The organism is Paenibacillus sp. FSL H3-0329 (assembly GCF_037963285.1).
GTDB classification, from domain to species: Bacteria; Bacillota; Bacilli; order Paenibacillales; family Paenibacillaceae; genus Paenibacillus_AQ; species Paenibacillus_AQ odorifer.
The window spans coordinates 6,794,085-6,812,673 of record NZ_CP150150.1; the positions used below are offsets into that span (position 1 = coordinate 6,794,085).

At 43.1% G+C, this 18,589-nt stretch carries 14 protein-coding genes and 1 pseudogene; 5 read left to right on the forward strand and 10 right to left on the reverse strand.

Features of this window, described 5'->3' with window-relative positions:
- Positions 1–3 precede the first annotated feature (3 nt).
- Positions 4–2,559, forward strand: a complete 2,556-nt coding sequence (locus NSQ66_RS29995) for an FtsX-like permease family protein (protein ID WP_051491238.1) — start codon at positions 4–6, stop codon at positions 2,557–2,559.
- A gap of 126 nt (positions 2,560–2,685) precedes the next feature.
- On the opposite strand, the gene NSQ66_RS30000 is transcribed toward NSQ66_RS29995, so the two are convergent.
- The 4 genes from NSQ66_RS30000 to NSQ66_RS30015 form a co-directional block, all read right to left on the reverse strand.
- Entirely contained in the window at positions 2,686–3,219 is a 534-nt protein-coding gene (locus NSQ66_RS30000; RefSeq protein WP_076105142.1) for a YceI family protein, read from the reverse strand.
- A gap of 251 nt (positions 3,220–3,470) precedes the next feature.
- The gene (locus tag NSQ66_RS30005; RefSeq protein ID WP_036682401.1) at positions 3,471–3,905 is read right to left on the reverse strand and encodes a MarR family winged helix-turn-helix transcriptional regulator; all 435 of its coding nucleotides are present in this window, start codon (positions 3,903–3,905) and stop codon (positions 3,471–3,473) included.
- A gap of 1 nt (position 3,906) precedes the next feature.
- Complete coding sequence (locus tag NSQ66_RS30010) at positions 3,907–4,863, reverse strand: zinc-binding alcohol dehydrogenase family protein (protein WP_036682403.1); 957 nt, start codon at positions 4,861–4,863, stop codon at positions 3,907–3,909.
- Positions 4,864–5,035: 172 nt separating this feature from the next.
- The gene (locus tag NSQ66_RS30015) at positions 5,036–7,927 is read right to left on the reverse strand and encodes an S-layer homology domain-containing protein (protein WP_076140584.1); all 2,892 of its coding nucleotides are present in this window, start codon (positions 7,925–7,927) and stop codon (positions 5,036–5,038) included.
- 316 nt (positions 7,928–8,243) lie between these two features.
- On the opposite strand from NSQ66_RS30015, the gene NSQ66_RS30020 reads away from it, so the two are divergent.
- Complete coding sequence (locus NSQ66_RS30020) at positions 8,244–8,714, forward strand: pyridoxamine 5'-phosphate oxidase family protein (RefSeq protein ID WP_036682406.1); 471 nt, start codon at positions 8,244–8,246, stop codon at positions 8,712–8,714.
- Between the two features lie 147 nt (positions 8,715–8,861).
- On the opposite strand, the pseudogene NSQ66_RS30025 reads toward NSQ66_RS30020, so the two are convergent.
- From NSQ66_RS30025 to NSQ66_RS30035, 3 genes and pseudogenes are all read right to left on the reverse strand, one after another.
- Positions 8,862–9,194: pseudogene (locus NSQ66_RS30025) on the reverse strand (ATP-binding cassette domain-containing protein); the annotation flags it as partial.
- A gap of 230 nt (positions 9,195–9,424) precedes the next feature.
- Entirely contained in the window at positions 9,425–11,668 is a 2,244-nt protein-coding gene (locus NSQ66_RS30030; protein ID WP_076140582.1) for a U32 family peptidase, read from the reverse strand.
- A gap of 292 nt (positions 11,669–11,960) precedes the next feature.
- A complete protein-coding gene (locus NSQ66_RS30035) occupies positions 11,961–12,284 on the reverse strand; it encodes a DUF2834 domain-containing protein (RefSeq protein ID WP_036682419.1) in 324 nt (107 codons plus the stop codon).
- A gap of 196 nt (positions 12,285–12,480) precedes the next feature.
- On the opposite strand from NSQ66_RS30035, the gene NSQ66_RS30040 reads away from it, so the two are divergent.
- Complete coding sequence (locus NSQ66_RS30040; protein WP_256715920.1) at positions 12,481–12,612, forward strand: hypothetical protein; 132 nt, start codon at positions 12,481–12,483, stop codon at positions 12,610–12,612.
- A gap of 97 nt (positions 12,613–12,709) precedes the next feature.
- Positions 12,710–14,224 carry an S-layer homology domain-containing protein gene (locus NSQ66_RS30045; RefSeq protein ID WP_339279510.1) on the forward strand — a complete coding sequence of 505 codons (1,515 nt, stop codon included), beginning with the start codon at positions 12,710–12,712 and terminating at the stop codon, positions 14,222–14,224.
- Positions 14,225–14,547: 323 nt separating this feature from the next.
- Here the strand turns inward: NSQ66_RS30045 and NSQ66_RS30050 are convergent, their stop codons facing one another.
- The gene (locus NSQ66_RS30050; RefSeq protein WP_081383629.1) at positions 14,548–15,672 is read right to left on the reverse strand and encodes a serine hydrolase; all 1,125 of its coding nucleotides are present in this window, start codon (positions 15,670–15,672) and stop codon (positions 14,548–14,550) included.
- Between the two features lie 145 nt (positions 15,673–15,817).
- On the opposite strand from NSQ66_RS30050, the gene NSQ66_RS30055 reads away from it, so the two are divergent.
- Positions 15,818–16,735 (forward strand): AraC family transcriptional regulator, encoded by a 918-nt coding sequence (locus tag NSQ66_RS30055; RefSeq protein WP_036681034.1) that lies wholly within the window; start codon positions 15,818–15,820, stop codon positions 16,733–16,735.
- A gap of 232 nt (positions 16,736–16,967) precedes the next feature.
- Here the strand turns inward: NSQ66_RS30055 and NSQ66_RS30060 are convergent, their stop codons facing one another.
- Positions 16,968–17,981 carry an alpha/beta hydrolase gene (locus tag NSQ66_RS30060; protein WP_076140580.1) on the reverse strand — a complete coding sequence of 338 codons (1,014 nt, stop codon included), beginning with the start codon at positions 17,979–17,981 and terminating at the stop codon, positions 16,968–16,970.
- Positions 17,971–18,540, reverse strand: a complete 570-nt coding sequence (locus tag NSQ66_RS30065) for a MarR family transcriptional regulator (RefSeq protein WP_076140579.1) — start codon at positions 18,538–18,540, stop codon at positions 17,971–17,973. Before NSQ66_RS30065 ends, NSQ66_RS30060 begins: the two co-directional genes overlap by 11 nt.
- Positions 18,541–18,589 lie beyond the last annotated feature (49 nt).

Here is an 18,589-nt window from a genome sequence, read left to right on the forward strand (position 1 = left end):
CTGATGATATGGCTGAGCTCTGCCGGGAGAAGTTTATTACGTAACAAATTAAGAACAATTTTCACTATATTGTCTCTCATTATTGGAAGTGCAAGTTTCTTTAGTATGTTCCTATTATCTGAATTGGCGCCACGTTCTATTGAGAATTCTGCCAAACTGCTATTAGGTGGGGATGTATTAGTCCAGTCCTACCTTAAGCCACTACAGAGCAATATAGTGAATGATATATTCCAAGACATGGGAGAAATCGACAGCCATTCATCTTCATATGTCGGACAGAGCATGGTGCAATCCAAAAATAAAACAACAAGCGTGATCTTGAAGGGAATTGATACGAAGACTTACCCTTATTATGGGGAAAATCAATATCCTGGCATCCGTTCACTTCAAGCAAATGAGGTCCTTCTTGCTGATAATGCAGCAGATCGCCTACAGGTAAAGGTTGGAGAAAAAATTTGGTTGCCGAGCGCGTCTGATGGAAGTCTGCATGAGTACAAGGTAAAAGGATTAGTACTTAATGTTCAAGAGTCTTACGGAGATGCGGATATTTTTGGAGCTGCTTATCTTCCGTTGAATGAAGCAGCTAATCTGCTAAACGCTCCAGCCGGAAGCACAAATGAAATTCTTATCCATTGGAAAGCGGGCACACCAAAGACTTCTTGGCAAGCAGAACTTGAGAAGCATCTGCCAAGTGCTACACTAACGGACACGAAAGAGCGGACAGACGAAAGCTTGGCTCAAGCCAAGACCCTTCTTTTACTTTTACAATTGTTCAGTCTGCTTGCACTGGGAATCAGCGCTTTGACAGTTTCAAATACAATGAAGCAGGCAATGAGCACTAGAATGCGCGATATTGCAGTTATGAAGGCAATAGGTGTACGCTCTCGCTCAGTTGCCGGTACCTTTTTAACAGAAGGTATTCTTATCGGGACGATAGGAACTATTACTGGAATAGTAACAGGTCTTCTAGTGAGTACTTGGTTAACTTCTTACGTAGGCAAAATGTTAGCTATACCGTTGTCTTGGGAGTTTTCATGGAAAGTCACAATTGTTACCTTCGCAGTAGGAATGCTAATGGCACTGATATCAACATGGATTCCTCTAAAAGGAATGCTCATCGTCTCTCCTATGCAGCTATTGCTTGAAGGAAACCATCAGATCCCTTCTTATCGGGTACGCTTTTGGAAAAGAGGACTCTTATTATTACTGATTTCGCTAGTTGTAGCATTCTACTTACAAAAAACACTTTTTCTGGGTTCAACCGAATCCATTAGTTCTAGAGTCGTTCTATCTTTTTTAGGGATTCTACTGATTATTATATTGGTAAGCATATTTGTGAAGGTATGTTCTTCTGCTTTCTCTTTCATTTTCAGAGTGGTTGGAAGCATGAGGAAACTCATCTCTCCTCGTTGGTTTATCCCTTTTCATAATTTATCATCTGGAAGAAAACGATACGGACTATTGGCTCTTATCTTGAGTGTTGGTGTTGCATCAGCAGTATCAAGCGAACTTTTCGCTGATAACTTAACTCAGTCTGTCAGTCAACAGTTAGAGACCGAGGCCAAAGGAAATCTACTCATCACAAGCTCCTTAGTAGAGTCTGAAGCAGTCAAGGAAGCTTTTCAATCTCTCGATATTAAAAAGTGGACAGAGGGTGTCCAGATGAACGGTCTTTTAAGTTCAATTAACGGAAGTGAAGCAACTTCTCTTTTTCAGCAAAAGTCAGACGGGAATAAGTTCTTCGCTTCCAATAAATTGAGCATTGAAGGTGTTGACCCTTCACTTGCATCAAGGTCCTATTCCATTATTGGTGGACGTGACCTTATAGAAGATGATTCATCGCACAAGACCGCATTATTATTGGAAGATTATCAACAGTTGGGAATTAAGACAGGCGATACAGTTGAAGTTACAATGGGAGAAAAGAAGATTCCTTTCAAAATTGTTGGCTTTTTTGAATCAGGGTTCGTAAAAACAGTAGGTATGAGAACAACTAAAGATATATTGTCTAAATATGGGGCGCCTAACCGGGTAATGTTTTCTATTGACGGAGGGACCCTGACTACGGGTTTACTCTCTGAATTAAACGGTGTACTTCCAGCATCCGCTATGGCGTATTCAGTATCAAGTACAGCCTCCGAAAGCTTAAATTCAATGATACGTATGATAAGTGTATTCTTCTCTATAGTGACTTTATTTGCCTTCATTACAGCGATACTTACCATCGGGAATCAAATTGTGATAAGCCTTTTAAGAAAACGCAGAGAAATTGCAATCATCAAAGCAGTGGGAGTATCCAATGGTAAGACATTACGGTCAATCTTGTTAGAGAACTTTGTTTTATCTTTAGTCTCAGGAACTGCTGGTACAGGGATAGCTTTGTTGTTAACGACTGTAGCTCTAAAACTTATGTTCAAGTTACCTGTCCTGGTTGATGTTAAATGGGTGATTTATGGGATTGGCCTATGTGTTATAACCACACTCTCAGTGGCTTGGATAGCGGCGAGGCCTGCTCTGCTTACTAAACCTACGCAGCTCTTACAGACCAACCAGTTATGATCTAATAAGGCTCTAATGAATTGGTACTTAAATAGTTACTGTCCCTCTCTATTACGCAGAGAGGGATTTTTTTATACCTTGTCATAACTACGTTTGGTGTAAAAATACATTAATTTGTGATACGGTTCACAGTATTTTAATTGCCTCAATACAAAGCTCGATCCTCACTTCATTTCCGACTATAATTCCACCCGTTTCCAGAGGCGAGTTGAATTTCAAACCAAATTCATTACGATCAATACTGGCTGTTGAATGAAATCCTACACGTTCCCGTCCGCGTGGGTCCTTGTTTAGTCCTTCAAATACAGTATGAAAAGTAACAGATTGGGTTACTCCATGCAGAGTTAGATTGCCTGTAAGTTCATATTGCCGCTCACCAGCAAAGACGCAGTTGGTGCTTTGAAACGCAATGGTTGGATACTTGGCAGCATGAAGGAAGTCGTCGCCCCTCAAATGTTCATCTCGTTGCGCTTGGCGAGTTGTGATACTATTTGCGTCTATGGAAGCCTGAATACCCATAGTTGTTAACTCGTTGGGATCAAAACTTAAGATAGCCTGGAAACGCTCAAATACTCCTTTGATTTTATTAATCATTAAATGCGTCACCGAAAACTCGACGGAGCTGTGGTCCGGATCCACTTCCCATTTGATATTACTCATGAATAAATTCCACCTCTATAATAAGATTATGAGCAAGGTCACCCTATCTCCAAAACACTGCGCTACTCGCTATACCCCTAATATACAAAAACGCTACTGACAACGTTGTGTCAGTAGCGTTTTAGCATTTTTGCGGCTTCCTCGTAAATCCGATTTCAGAATGGTTCCCCATTGAATCCGTAATTCCTTTTACCCGAATATCCACCATCGCAATAAACATTGAGCTGTGTGTGAACAGTCATAATCTGCAACTAGTCGAATCTTTGCAACGATTCAAATAAACGCCTTAAGTTATTCAATAAGCTGTTTTTTTCCTCTAGAGTCCAGTCATCCAAAGCTTCATGCAAAATGCGTTCACGGGTGAGGCTAATCATTGCATTGATTTCCTCCCCGCTTTTCGTCAATTCAGACACACGAATGCGGGAATCTGCACTTGATGGATACGTATGAACCAACCCCGCGTTTTCTAACTTATCAATTTGCCGGCTAACACTCGAATAGTTTTTTCCCATCATGGCGGCCAAATCACCAACACTAGTCGGTTGGAGATGCACGATGCCCACAAAGACACGAAAGGTTGCTGCTTCCAAATTTACGCCAGCATTAGCAATCATCTTCTTATCACGGTCTGGCCTATTGATAATGGAAACTAAATCGATCAGTGCTTTAAAAATATCGTTTTCCATTTTATTTCACCCTTACAACAGGACGAGGCATTAGCGGGGCATTCCAAGCCTCTTCAATATCTTCTAGAGCGAACTCTTTTGTGGTAATTTTTATCTTCCCCTCGGCAGCCATTTCAAAGACACCTCTAACAGCAGATAGCATATCAGCTTTAGAAACACTCTTATCTCCGCTACCTACGAGTTCGATTGTTGATGAGCGTAAAAGAGATGAAGGTAAATGAATGCTTTCTTGGCCAGATGAAGTTCCAATGCTTACAAAACGAGTTGAACGATCCGTTTTCGCCTTAACAAGAGCTGACATGATAGCGAGTGCGCTGTCGCCCCAAAGATAATCCAATATAACATCAACACCTTCAGCAATAACTGGCATTAGGGCGTTTTCAAACATTTTTTGACCGTTGTCGGCTGTCATATCAAATGCAATAGCCTCATCAGCTTCAAGTGCTTGCAACTTCGATTCGTTGCGTCCTGTTACAATGACCTTCTTGGCCCCCAGACCCTTAGCAATCTGAACTGCTAAACTACCGGATGCACCAGTAGCGCCATTAATCAATACAGTTTGACCGGATTTAAAACCAGCTCGAAATACCAATGCAGCCCATGACGACATAGCAGGGTTGGCGATAGCGGCAGCAGTGAGATCATCAATACCATCTGGTAAACGGACAGTCAGCTTTTCGTTGACGATTGTTTGCTCAGCCAAACTGCCATATGGTGCAGTAGGCAGCGCAAAGTAAACACGAGACCCATCTTTCAAAGTTCCTACACCGTCGATACCGGCTACAATTGGAAAGTTAACTTCAGAAGAGTAGTGCATACCCATTGAACGGAACTTGCTAACTCGACTCAAGGCTGTGGCCGTAACGTTAATTATAACTAGCCCCTCTGTCCCAACAGGGGAATCACAATGACCCATTACGGGAATCGTCCCCTTATCCTTTACGATTGCTGCCTTCATATTTACACCCTTCTTCCACCCCATATTATGTGCATATTGCACATAATAAAGTATAACACAAATTATGTGCAATATGCACATTTTATTTGGAATCCATATCCGAACGCAAGTCCATTAGCTTATTTCCAAAAGAAACGGCTGGTCAGGTTCCCCTGATCCAGCCGTTTTTTGATTACTTTAATATTACATTATCGATTAGTACTGCCGTATCGTAGATACTATCTCCTTGATCCCAAACATGGAACCGAAGGACAATGGAGCCCTTGCCGGCAAATTGGCTTACATCAAATTGTACATGCTTCCAATTCGTCATGTATGTTGTATGATCCCCGCCGTAGAAATCAATCGCTACTTTGTTCTCTTCAATCCAATAGGCCGTGGATTCATTAATCGATTCAGCCCCGATAATAACAGAATCATTGCCATAGACACTGGACGTCACTGTATTGCCGCCATTCATGTGAGAAGTAATGAGGGAAGCCGTATTAATGTATACACTGGAAGTTACCGTTGCTCTGAAGGTGTCATTGAATTTGCTTCCAACGAATTCCTTAGGCTCCTCAGAAATGAAATTGTAATCAAACGATAGGGTTGTTGCACCCGCTGGAACAATGAAACTTTGCTCGATATAACTATCTGAATTGTAGTCATATCCTCCTTGATCATTGTTTTCATACCCAAGGCCAGTGCTGATAATAGCCATGTAGTTCCCCTCTGTCGGTTTAAGCGGTCCCAGCTTGGAGATCACCCGAACATCGCCGTTTCCATTCCAGCCGGTCCAAGTTCCGTTTTCAAAGGTTCCGTTGATGACCCCTTCGGTCTTAGTGCCAATGCTGCTTCCTTTCATGAAGAATGCCGCCAACCCATCGTTTGCTCCATGGGCAGCCACTGCTGCTTGAAAGGCTTTTTCGGTTGTCATGTTCTCATCGTTTAAAGCGGTAAATACGGATTTAGCAATAGCTTGATCATATGCAAGCTTTACATAATCGGTATATCCATAATAAGTGCCAGCACCATTGTTGATGAAGGCATCTGCCATGGAATCGTTGTACGCGCTGCGGCAGCTGCCATTATATACGATGGTATCAGGAAGCATATCGTTGTACCGTGTAATAAAAGACGGTGTAATAGCATAATAACCGGATATAATAGCCAATCTTCCCTTTTTCAAGTCCAACTCATAGGTCTTTTTGCTCTCTGTCGTTGCCTTTTCTCCTGTCAGGAACATGACTTGCGGTCCAGCGTATTTGAAATCAATGCCGTATTTATTATGGAGCTTCTGTAGCACTATTTCATCATAATAAGTATCTCCGTGGGTATCCAAGACCACGACGCCATACTGATTCAGTCCTTTAAAGAAATTCACGCCCGCTGCGGTGTCCTTTACTCTTTCCACAAGGAAAGGGTAACTCGACTGGTCAAAGCTGTGATATACAGCGTCATAAACAGTCGAAGATGGAAGTGTGCCGGAGAACGGAGAAATTACAGCAACCCGCTGGCTTCCTATGGTGGCTACAGTTTGTTCCACATTTTGCGTTAGCGCCTCAGCCGCCAATGCAGTACTGGACGCAGCCTCTTCTACGGTGCTGCTTAACCCTTTTGTATTCTCAGGAGCTGCGGATATCCCCCCTAGAATCCCGTTGTCCAGCAAATACCAGATGCTTCCTCCTTCACCCGAAATTCCAGCATGCTCTACTTCTGCTTGGGTTTGGAGCCAAGCCACAGTTTCTTCCTTTGCTTTTTGCAAATTACCATATGAAGTAGCCAGTTGATCAAGCTTACTCTGTGTATTATTTTCAATGATTTCCGTTTGTGCAAGCTGTTCATCCGTAAGATGCTTCATTACAGATAATTTAAAAACTGTGCTGCTTGGCACATCTCCCACAAACGCCTGCAGATTTATGTAACCCTCCGTACTTTCAGTCAATACTGCTTTGCCACTGTACAGCCCGTCTGCCTCAAGACTGTCTCCATGGGCTTCCAAACCGTCATCGTACAACGAAATGATTTGGGAAATCACTTTGCCGCTGTCATCTACTTGATAGACACTAGCGATTACCGTTCCTGCCGCATTAATCGATGAGCGGAATATAACTTCTGTTGGCTCTTCCACATAAATGGCATCTGAACTCTCCCCCTTCACCACAACCTGGAGAGCATTTGCCGGTGCCGGGGTTGCCGGTGTCGGTGTCGATGTCGGTGTTGGTGTCACTGGTGTTGGTGTCACTGGTGCTGGGGTTGCCGGTGCTGGGGTTGCCGATGCTGGCGTTCCCGGACCTGAAGCTCCCGGCGCTGGTGCTGTCACAGATGTCCCGTGGTCAGTTGTTGCCGGGGTGGCAGTCGGTGTTACCTCAGGACTCTTGCCCTTATTAACCTCTTCAGCCAGAAGCTGTTTGGATTTCTCGACATATACTGACTTATTGGTTTTGAACTCATAAGCCAGACGAGCCAGAGCTTGGCGCTCCGCATGCTCTTTGGGTTTGAATTTCAGGGTGCCGTCACTGCCTTGGACCCCGTTGATGAAACCATTTTTAAAGGCAAGGGATACTTGCGCTTTTGCCCATTCGGACACCTCTGAGATATCTGACAGCTTGCTATCAACCGGAAGCTTCTTCGCTGTTTCATCCAATTCGAAAGCTCGGATGAAAAATACGACCAGCTCTTCACGGGTGACATTTGCATTAGGACTGAAGGTGGTCGCCGATGTCCCCTCCGTAATGCCTGCCTTTACCAATGCACCTACATAACCGCGATACCAACTGTTCGCGGCAACGTCTTTAAACGGTGCGGCTTGATCAGCATTTGCTTCTAGACCCAACGACAGGACTATGATTTTCGCCAGTTCGGCACGTGACATAGCCTTTTTCGGTTTAAAAGAGTTATCTTCATACCCTGAGATTATTCCTGCTTCAGTTAATGAATGAATCTCCTTTTGCGCATAAGAGCCTGTGATGTCTTTGAACTGTGAGGCCTCACCAAACACCATATGTGGCGTAAGAGTGCTTACTAATAGGGCAAACACAATCATCAGACTGAGTTTACGGCGTGCTGCTTGGAATAACATTGTTTCTTCCCCCTTCTTACTCTAAAAATATCAATGAGTCTGTCGTCCTAGTGAGTTCCAAGGATGGCATTTTACACCATTATTCGACAACTTCTTGATTCTACAATAGGACCAGGGTAATTTACAATGTCTATTACATAAAAAAAATAGATATATTTGTAGACTGGAGATTAAATGGCATAAAAAAAAGACCATCGAGTATAAGCTTGGATTGATGGCGATTTAATCTTTTATCGTATTATTCTTCACATGCACTAAGATTTTACAATGATAAGCTTAACAATGTATACCTTATGACATTTTAGGAGGTAGTATAATGAGCAAGTACGACGAAGCCATGAAGCTGCTGGAAGAACAAGTGGGTAACAAGGACGGCCTGATTACTCTGTCTACCATCGCGCTGGAACCCGGGACCAATGGTATAAGCCGTCCCGCCGCCCGCATAGTGGACGCCTATTATGAGGACGGCGCGTTCTACACCGTCACTTATGCGACCTCAGGCAAAATGCGGCAGATCGCCCAGAACCCCGAAGTCGCCGTTTGTATCATCGTCGAAAACTTTACGGCCGATGGTATCGGTGAGAACCTGGGTTGGGTATGTGACGAGAATAACGCCGAGATGATGACTAAGTTGCGCACTATATTCGCCGATTGGTATAACGAAGCCAATAACGACGAAGATCCTAACACATGCCTGCTGCGCATTCGCCTGACAAAGGGCCTGTGGAATGACGCCCATAAAGGGATCAGAAATGAGATTGATTTTATCAATAAGACGGCAAATTAAGTGGTCTGAGTGGTTCGCCTTATTGGATTAATCTAAAGTAGACATTTGATAATATTCAATGTTAGCTCCAAAGGGAGTGTGCGCATACTCCCTTTTTTCGTCGTTACTTATGATAAGGTTACCGCAACATCTATGAACGAAACTTGGTTACACCCCTGATCTTAACGATTCAGCTAACGACAATTTCCCATCTTCCATCCGGTATACCTTGTCGCAATATTCAAGCATACGCTCATCGTGGGTAACCATAATCGCCGCTTTCTGGCGTGACTTCACCTCTTGCGCAATTAGACTGACTACTTCATGGGCGCGCTTGGTATCCAAACTTGCTGTCGGCTCATCCGCCAAGATGACATTGGGGTTATTAATTAAAGCACGAGCGATCGCTGTCCGCTGCTTCTCCCCACCTGACAGCTCCCCTGGAAGACTTTTTAACTTCGAGCCCAGACCCAACTCTGCCAGCAACTTAGTAGCGAATTGCGGGGAGTCCAATTCTACAACGTGCATTGAATAACCAATATTGGGAATCCAATGGATTAAAGAGTGTATTGGACAGATACAACTCCTTACGGAATATTTCATGAACCGCCGTATACCGAACGGTACGTACGGTGGTGTGAGAGGCCGGGGGCTCGCCGCCCCCTCCTACTCGATTCTTTTATGTTAAGCTGAACGATTAGCAAGGAAGACAGCGTCATCCCTTTGGCTACCTACACAATCTCTTTATTAAAATGTCCTCTTGTGTCTGTTTCCTGATTAAAGACAGCATTATTCATAGAGCCATTTAATTTGCCTGACGCCATATTAATGACTTCCACAACCTGCCCTTTTGATTCAACTGTGAAGTTTAATCTGAGCGCCTCGATTCCTTTGATGTTGTGTAGCTCATCTAAAAGATTAAGCGTCTTCCCATTAAGAATAGTCGTTGTACAATCATTATGGGAAATGATAGGGAACGTTCCGTGCTCATCTTTTAACTCATAGCTCTTCGTTTTGCAAATTCTGCATTGATTCATTTTTTTCATCGGACAATATTTCGTAAACATCAAAGGAGCCCTGCCATATACAATCATTTCCAGTGCAGGATAGCCGTCATTTTCTTTAACATAGGCATTCATTAAATCTTCAATTTGGCTCTTATTCAGTTCATAAGATAAAGTGACTCGTTTTGCACCTAATTTATATAATTCATAGCAACTAATAGTATTAACAACATTTAGAGAATAGTCCGTAACAAACGGATTAGTTTCTCTGTAGTGATAAATTCCGCCATATCCTCCGATTAGTAGCTGCCCTTCTTTTTCCTTGTAATCATCCTGATTTCTTCTAACAACGTTTTTATAATAGATTTCCTTAATTCCACAGCTCACGCAAGCATCATACTGCTCCTTAGTCGTTACAGAGGCCGTAAAGTATGGTTTTTCAGGGGCAAAGCTTATTTTTTCTTTTGCTTCCAAAGCCTTGGTTCTTTTCTTCTGGCTGTTAAGCCTTAAGTCATATAAGCCCAGTACAATATCTCTTCTTGCTGCATTTAACAGTTTAGCTGGAATAAAAGCATTGCATTCCTCAAAATCCACATGATTAAGTTCGAATATCGTATCATTTAATCTTGAAAATTGCTTGATTACCTGGTCTTTTGTTGTTGGATTATTAATGGCTTCGCCTAGTATTTCCTCGCTTTCATATGAATAATGACAGCCTAAGCCCTCCGCATCTATGACAAGCTTTGAATCTGGACGTGCATACACTCTAATATCGAGGTTAAACCGCTTAAATTCTTTTTCCAGTGATGCTTCTAATTCTTTGTTATAGAAATAATCCTTCGTTTTATATACTAAATCTCCCGTAGACATCTTTTCTTTGATTTTGATATAGCAGACATCCTCTGCTTTGTTGATTAATTCGCCCTCTTTATCGTACAGTTTTGCAACCGTTAAATTAACATCTTCATTGTTGTGACTTATTCGAATGGTATCGTTCTGATTTAAAGGACGTGTAAGTGTTATTTCATACCTATCTTTAACAATCTTGCTGATTGTTCCAATTTCATAACCAAAGTTATTAGGTTTTAAGATATTTGTAATATTTCTCCTGTCTTCGTGAAACAAATACCCTTTAGTAAATGTTCTATTGAATGTTTTTTTCAGATTTTCTTTGTCTTCTTCGGTTATTTTATGATCTAAGGCCTTACGATATTTGGATACAACATTAGCAACATACGTAGGCGCCTTCATTCGGCCTTCTATTTTTAAAGAATCGATTTCTTTTAAATCATGGATATAATCGATGGTGTTTAAGTCCTTAGTAGATAGAATATAGCTTTTACCTAAAGATGTATCTGTTGTCTTATCGATTAGTTCATACTCCTTACGGCATGAACCCACACATCTTCCGCGATTTGCGCATCGATTGCCGAGCAATCCTGACATTAGACAATTTCCCGAATAAGATACACATAAAGCACCGTGAACGAAAATTTCTAAAGGGATTTCAGCTATTCTTTTGATCTCTTTTACTTTTTCAATCTTGACCTCACGGGACAGAACAACTCTTTTCGCACCAAGTTCTTTAAATAATAAAGTTCCGTCTAGATCATCTATTCCCATTTGAGTTGAACAATGTGCTTCCATATCAACAAAGTTTTTAACGATATAATCAAAAGCAATCAGGTCCTGGACGATAATACCATCAACACCGATTTCATTTAATTCCTGTATCTGCACTTTCATCTCTTCAACTTCGTTTTCGAAAACGATGGTATTCATAGCAACATAGATTTTAACGTTCCTCAGGTGCGCATACGTAACCGCCTCTTTTAACGTTTCTAAATCAAAATTAGACGAGTATGCACGTGCACCAAATTTTTGCATTCCTAAGTATATTGCATCACAACCATTAGAAATTGCAGCTTTTAAAGCTTCCATATTTCCTGCTGGAGCTAGTAATTCAGTCATTTCTTCCTCCTTATGACCCATAAATTGTACGCTAGTTAAAGCGAAATTCTTTATTAAAGATATTTTTTGTTACGCCTCAAATTTCAGACTATTACCATTAATCATAAAATAAGAACTATACTTAAGCTGCAGCAAAACGCACAAGCCAATGGCTTGTGCGCTTGTTTTAAATGACCTCATTTGCTATGAGGGACGTATCACATAATAATTCTTTAAGTACATTTTTCGCCACGCGTATCTTCTCATCATTAGCGTCACGAACGGCAAGTCTTCATACTAAAACAGAATGATGTTATTTTAAAATGTTTTTCTCCATGTGTAATTGTCGAAGAAACAAAAACAAGGGAAGACCCAGTGAAGGACCTACCAGTAGCGTACCTGCAATCGGCAGCCATAAATATTTCATTCTCTTTCTGGTACCTTCTAACAGAATGAATCCGATAAGCACGATCGCGGTAACTAAAACATCCATCCATGCAAAAGCTCCGATACGCGTACTGATTATGGCTTCAAATAGGAGACCCAAATCGAGGCCGTTGCGCACGACCCAAGGGATGAATTGCGAATAGGGCAAGACGAGTCCCAAAAAAGATAATACTCCGTAAAAATACTTCATTTATACCCCTCCATTATTTTGTAATTCCAAAAAGCCCGCAGCGCGATTTTCCAAAAAATTTGCCGCTATTTATGATACGGCTATGGACGACCGTTTATGATTAAGGCACACGCATCCTTACTCCAATCACTCGTGAACGCACCGGATCGGCAGCTGGGAGGAAAACGGCGATATCGTAGGAGTAGCATGCCATGAGATGAATATCGGTGAAAGCTACTTCTTAATCAAGGACAATTATCATTTTTTGAAACCCGGCATGGTTGATTATGCTGAATCCGAGCTTTGCAAAAAATCTGCTGACCAAGCCAGCCTTGATATCCGGGTGTAGATTATTTTCCTCAAAATCTATTTAAAATTGAAATAAATGCCGATATAAACCTTACGTCAGATTTACATCTAAAAAAATAAATTAAGGAGCGTATTCTATGAAAAGGAAAGTTTCAAAATGGATTCTTCTATCGTTAGTAGCTTGCTTACTCATTCCAAGTGTGGTTTCTGCAGCAGAAGTTACTTCACCACCTACAAAGACTTCTAAAGATTTCCCAGATTTAGCAGGTCTGGATGCGGCTCTTCTTGCCAAAATTGATGCATTGCTAGCCAAGGGATACATGGAAGGTAATGGCACCGATAAATTTGATATTACTGGAAACATGACGCGTGCGGAATCTGCTAAACTTGTAGCTAAAATTTTCAACTTAACCGTCGGGACAGAAGCCACTTCGTCCTTTAAAGATGTAGATGGTTCGGATGCTTCTTCGAGTTGGTCAATTCCGTTTATTGAAGCGGCAAAAAAAGCTGGAATCATTGATGGCATGACGGACAACACATTTGCACCAAAGGATAACGTAACTACTGGGCAGCTTGCTACAATGCTAGTTAAGGGGTTTGGTAAAAAATCCGAGGTGCAAACGACGACTCCATGGTACCAGGGTTACTTAGATGTTGCCAAGGCGAGCGGGTTTGATGTAGGCAACAATGGAGCCAAGCTTGCTACTCGCGCCGATCTTGTAGTCGGATCTTATTCAGTAACAGAAGCTATAGACAAAGCTAAAGCTAAAGCTGAAGCATCAGGAACAACAGCAACGCCAACACCAGTACCAACAGCGACGCCAACACCAGTACCAGCAGCAACACCAGCACCAATACCAGTACCAACACCAGTACCAACACCGGTACCAACACCGGTACCAACATCAGTACCAACACCGGTACCAACACCGGTACCAACACCGGTACCAACACCAGTACCAACACCAGTACCAACACCAGTACCAACACCAACACCAACACCAACAGCAACACCAACACCAACACCAACACCAACACCAACACCAACACCAACACCAACACCAACACCAACACCAACACCAACACCAACACCAACACCAACACCAACACCAACACCAACACCAACACCAACACCAACACCAACACCAACACCAACACCAACACCAACACCAACACCAACACCAACACCAACACCAACACCAACACCAATGACTGCACAAGCCGCGTTGGAAGCGATTAATGCTTACTATGGCCAGCCAGAGCCAAATGTCGATGCGCCTGACGAATCCATATTTGACATTGCTGGAGTAACAGGTGTCACTCAGTCGAACTTAATCTATATTGATTATGCATTGAGCGCGGACGCGAAATCTCCATGGACCGTAACTGAAATCCAAGCGATAGTTAATGAAGTTCGTGCTGGACTAGCGTTGACAGAGATCAGTAATTACTTTTGGGATCCTGGATATGCCCCTAAGCCTGACGCAACGACATTTGCCGTTGCAGGGATAACGGGAGTAACCACTAACAACTTAGACCAAGTCATAGAAGCTATTGGGTATGCCCATGATCACAGATACGAATATAACCCGCCGTTTTCTTTAACTAACAGCAATCAGCTCCAAGCTGTCGTTAACGATTTGTTGGAATAAAATGAATTAAACTAGAATAGTAGCGGCGTAAGGGAGATGATCCCTACGCCGCTATTTTCTTCTTTAGGTTCGATTGGGATGACGATACCTGGGGACAACGCCTGCCACGGATTTATTTCGCCATACTTATGATAAGGTTCACCGCGATAGCTGAAGCGGCATTTTCTTTCTTACCGGGCAGAGGGAGGATTCTCCCCAGGCATCCTTGTCATAGGTTTCCCCCTTAAAGGGCATTCGTGTGGGTGCCCTTTAATTGTGTATACATTCGAATTTCAACGTTGGTTGGAGTTCAATAAAACAGCGGTAGGCTAGGACTATATCCTCTATTTGTTCTTCACCGCTTTAACCAAGCTCTCGATAAACTGGATAGGAAGGGTGGTATCCTGGGGATTCCCGGTGGCAGCCGAGTTCACGACGATCACTAGATTCAGGTCGGGAACAATGGTCAGATATTGGCCGGCATAACCCAAACCGAAAACTGCCTTGTGCCCGCCGTACTGATTCATCCACCAATGGTGGCCATATTCGCCGAAAAACACATTTCCCTCCGAATGCCGAGAGGTCGATTCCCGGATCCATGCTTCCGAGACGATGCGCTTGCCATCCCATACGCCACGGTTAAGCACCAATTGGCCAATCTTGGCCAGATCCCTTGGCTTCATCTTCAGGCCGAAGCCCCCTGAATTCGAATCGTCCGGTGAACGGGGCCACTTCATGCTATCAATTCCGAGAGGACCCAACAGATGCTCCTTGGCAAAATCGAGTTCGGATTGCCCAGTCGTTTTCCTAAGAATTGCCGCCATTAGTTGGGAACCGCCTGTATTGTAGTTCCATATTTCACCTGGCCTAGAATCCATCGGTTGGCTGAGTACAAATTGGTTCCAGTCCTTGGTCTCCGTCATAGGCTGGATCATATAATTCCAATCAGTCCATTCCGGGAAATGCAAGCCACTTGTCATGCTGAGCAAGTGCTCTAATGTAATGGATCTCTTATCGGTTGAATTGAACAACTCCTTATATTCGGGGAAAAATGGCTCTATCGGCTCATTTATTCCTTTCAGATAACCTTTGTCGATAGCTATCCCGATCAAGAGCGATGTCACGCTCTTGGTGACCGAGTTTATAGCCAGCTTGGAATCCGACATGCCGTCCTTGTAATACTCGGAGACAATTGTACCGTCCTTAACAACGAGCATGGAGAGAACCGGCGATTCCTTGGCATATTGCATCACTGCTTCGACTTCCTTGGGATCCATCTTAACCTGCTCTGGAGTGCCGATCGGCCACTCCCCGTTGGGCAAGTTGATCACCTTAGAGTTGCTGGGGGACACCACAGGGGCTAAGGACTTTTCGGAAGAGCAAGCGGACATGGTAAGGATCAGGCTAGCTGCCCCTGCCAACATGGCCAGCTTGGCATAACGGAATATTTCGGTCATACATGAACACATCCTTTAAGGTTATCTTCTTTCTTCCCTTATGGTAGTGTAATGGGCGCGTATCATCTTCCAATTTCTTGCTAACTGATTAACAATTCTTGCTATAATAGAGATAGGATTGAATCAATAATGAAAATAAGGGGGGACGGTGAAACGAATGGTGGCAGCAAAAGCGTTGGAATTGGAATACCGATACCGGGTCAACCATGTCGTCAACTATATGGAGGAGCATCTTACGAATCCATTAACCCTTAAAGAAGTCTCGGACATGGCCGCCTTCTCCCCCTTTCACTTCCATCGGGTGTTCAAAGTGGTGATGGGCGAGAACGTGCACGGGTTTACCCGGCGGATCCGCATCGAGAAGGCAATCAAGCTACTGTTGTTCCACCCAAACCGGAGCATAACTGATATCGCCTTGGATTGTGGTCTGCAAACCCCGGCCCACTTTTGCAGAGTGTTCCGTGAGCATACCGGGCTGAGCGCTTCCGAATGCCGGGACAGGTTTCCTCTCCAGACGATTGCGGAACGGTTCAGGGCCCGATTCACCTTTGAAAAGTCCACCGAACTGTCCCGCAAGCTGGCGGAACTCCCGATTGAGATTCGGAACCTTGCTCCAATGAATGCTATCTACGCGCGGTATAGGGGAACCATCAATGAAGGAACAATCAATTCGGACATTACAGGGCTCTTTGAGCGGGTAGCCTCGTGGTTGGACGCGAGAGAAGCACTGAAAAAAGGATGTCTGACGGTCGGACTCATCCTCGACGACCCTTTCATCACGCCGGATGGCAGACACAGGTATGATGCTTGCATTACAACGGAGCAACAGATGACGCCGACTGGCGATCTGGGCATCCGGACGATTCCTGGAGGCAAGTACGCCATTGTGCGGATAACAGACAGACTGGATATGGTGAAAGATCTGCTGCACCTGGTCTCCATCGAGTGGCTTCCCCTAAGCCCATATATATGGGATGTTTCACGTCCGGCCCTGGAGATTTACTTCCCCAACTCCCTTCACCATCCGGATGGACAGTGCGAAATGGAATTCGGTATCCCGATCAAACTAAATTAAGCAAGCTTCTGATGTATCAGACACATCTTTTTATATAGATTTTTATTTGAACTTTCTCGTTAGCTGAACGCCCTCTCGTTCCACTGCCAGCAAGGACTTCACGTCAAACTTTTCCCCCTACTTATGATAAGGTTCACCGTATCACTCTAACGGCGAATTGAAGGGGGCACCCTTGCAGGTACCCCCTTCAGTAAACATTACTTTAGGGGTATATCTCATTTATATGTAGTTACTACGCCAGCAATGGCGTGCTCTCGCTGTAGGTAGTTTCACTGGTTTTATTCATTTCTTCAATCTTGTTTATTTCCAACAGAGCATCAAAGAACAGAACTGGCTGTTCCATCATTGTCATATGTCCCGCATTAGGAATGATATATATTCCTTTATTCGGAGCTTCGATCTCTTCAAAATACTTTTGGGCAATGACATAAGGAGCCTGCCAATCATTCCCACCCAAAATATAATAAATAGGAACCTTATATTTTGCCGTTTCAGTACGGAGATTGAAATCACCTAGAAATTCATGCAGCTTAGCATTTACCCGAAAAATCTTCATGAACGCAATAATATCTGAAAACTTGAAAATAGGGCTCTTGAACACCGTTATCCAAGTCGAAAGGTCTAGCTTTATTCCTGTTTCATATTTTCCTTGGAGCTTTCTTACCACATCAACCTTCTTCAAAAATGGTTTGTTAAATACAATTCGGTTGCCCGGATATTCACCAACGGACTCCAGCCTTCTCATTGATTTAGTATCACCGGCTTGCGCAATTAGTTCTTTAACTTTGTTATAACCGACTCTCTCATTTTCCAACATATCAATAACCTGTGAGGCGCCTATATAATAAGCTACCTCTTCTGGATACTTCTTAATAAACACAGAACCCAATACACTTCCCCAAGAATGACCGATCAGGACGATCTTCTGCTTGTTATATTTCTTCTTCAAGAATTGGATGACTTCAAACAAATCCTGCAGCACCAGATCAATCGTTGGAAGCTTATCTGGATTTCTGGTTAAAGTCTTCCCAGTCCCGCGCTGGTCCCAATGAACCACCGTATAGATGTCTTCCCATTTTTCTTGGAACGCCCTCGTAAACAAAGATTCAGCTGAGCCGGGTCCTCCATGCAAAAATAGCATCACAGGGTTATCATAGTTAGTTCCCAAGTGATACAAGTATTGATTGATTCCATTGATTGGTGCGTATTCTTCAATATTAATTAGCCTTGCAGACTTATTCTTCATGGCTATTCTCCACTCCTCGATGGGTTCTTCGTTTTTCAAATTCCTTCAGTACCTTCATCTGGGTGTCGTTTTGATTCTCCGTGAATTCCAAACTACCATCTTCTTCAAATCCATCTTGTTGCTCACCGTCAAAGCGGTATAGTTTCTTTAATAGACCCCACATTGTTTCCAATTCCTCCGTAGAAAACTCCGTAAAAAGTTCTTCTAAGAAGAATGTTGCTTTTTCGCCGTCTTCCAATAGGGCTTGTTTTCCAGAGTCAGTAATCGTCACATTGACAGCCCGTTTATCCTTACTACTAGGCGAAATCTTAATGTAGCCCTTATTCTCCAAAATCATGATCATCTGTTTCACACTCTGTTTTGTGGAACCTAACTTTCTTGCAATGTTGTTCAACGTCGATTCATCTTCGGATATATGAGCAACGGCCATCATTACCATAAACTGTCTGGATGTAAAATGATCCATGTAGTTATCACCTTTACCCTGAATCTTATTGGTAAGAGAGAATGAAGTCGCATATATTTGTTGCATCAAAAATAACTCTCTGTAATTATCCATGAGTCCTCCTTTTCTCAGTTAGACAATATGTTGTCTTTATTCATCATAG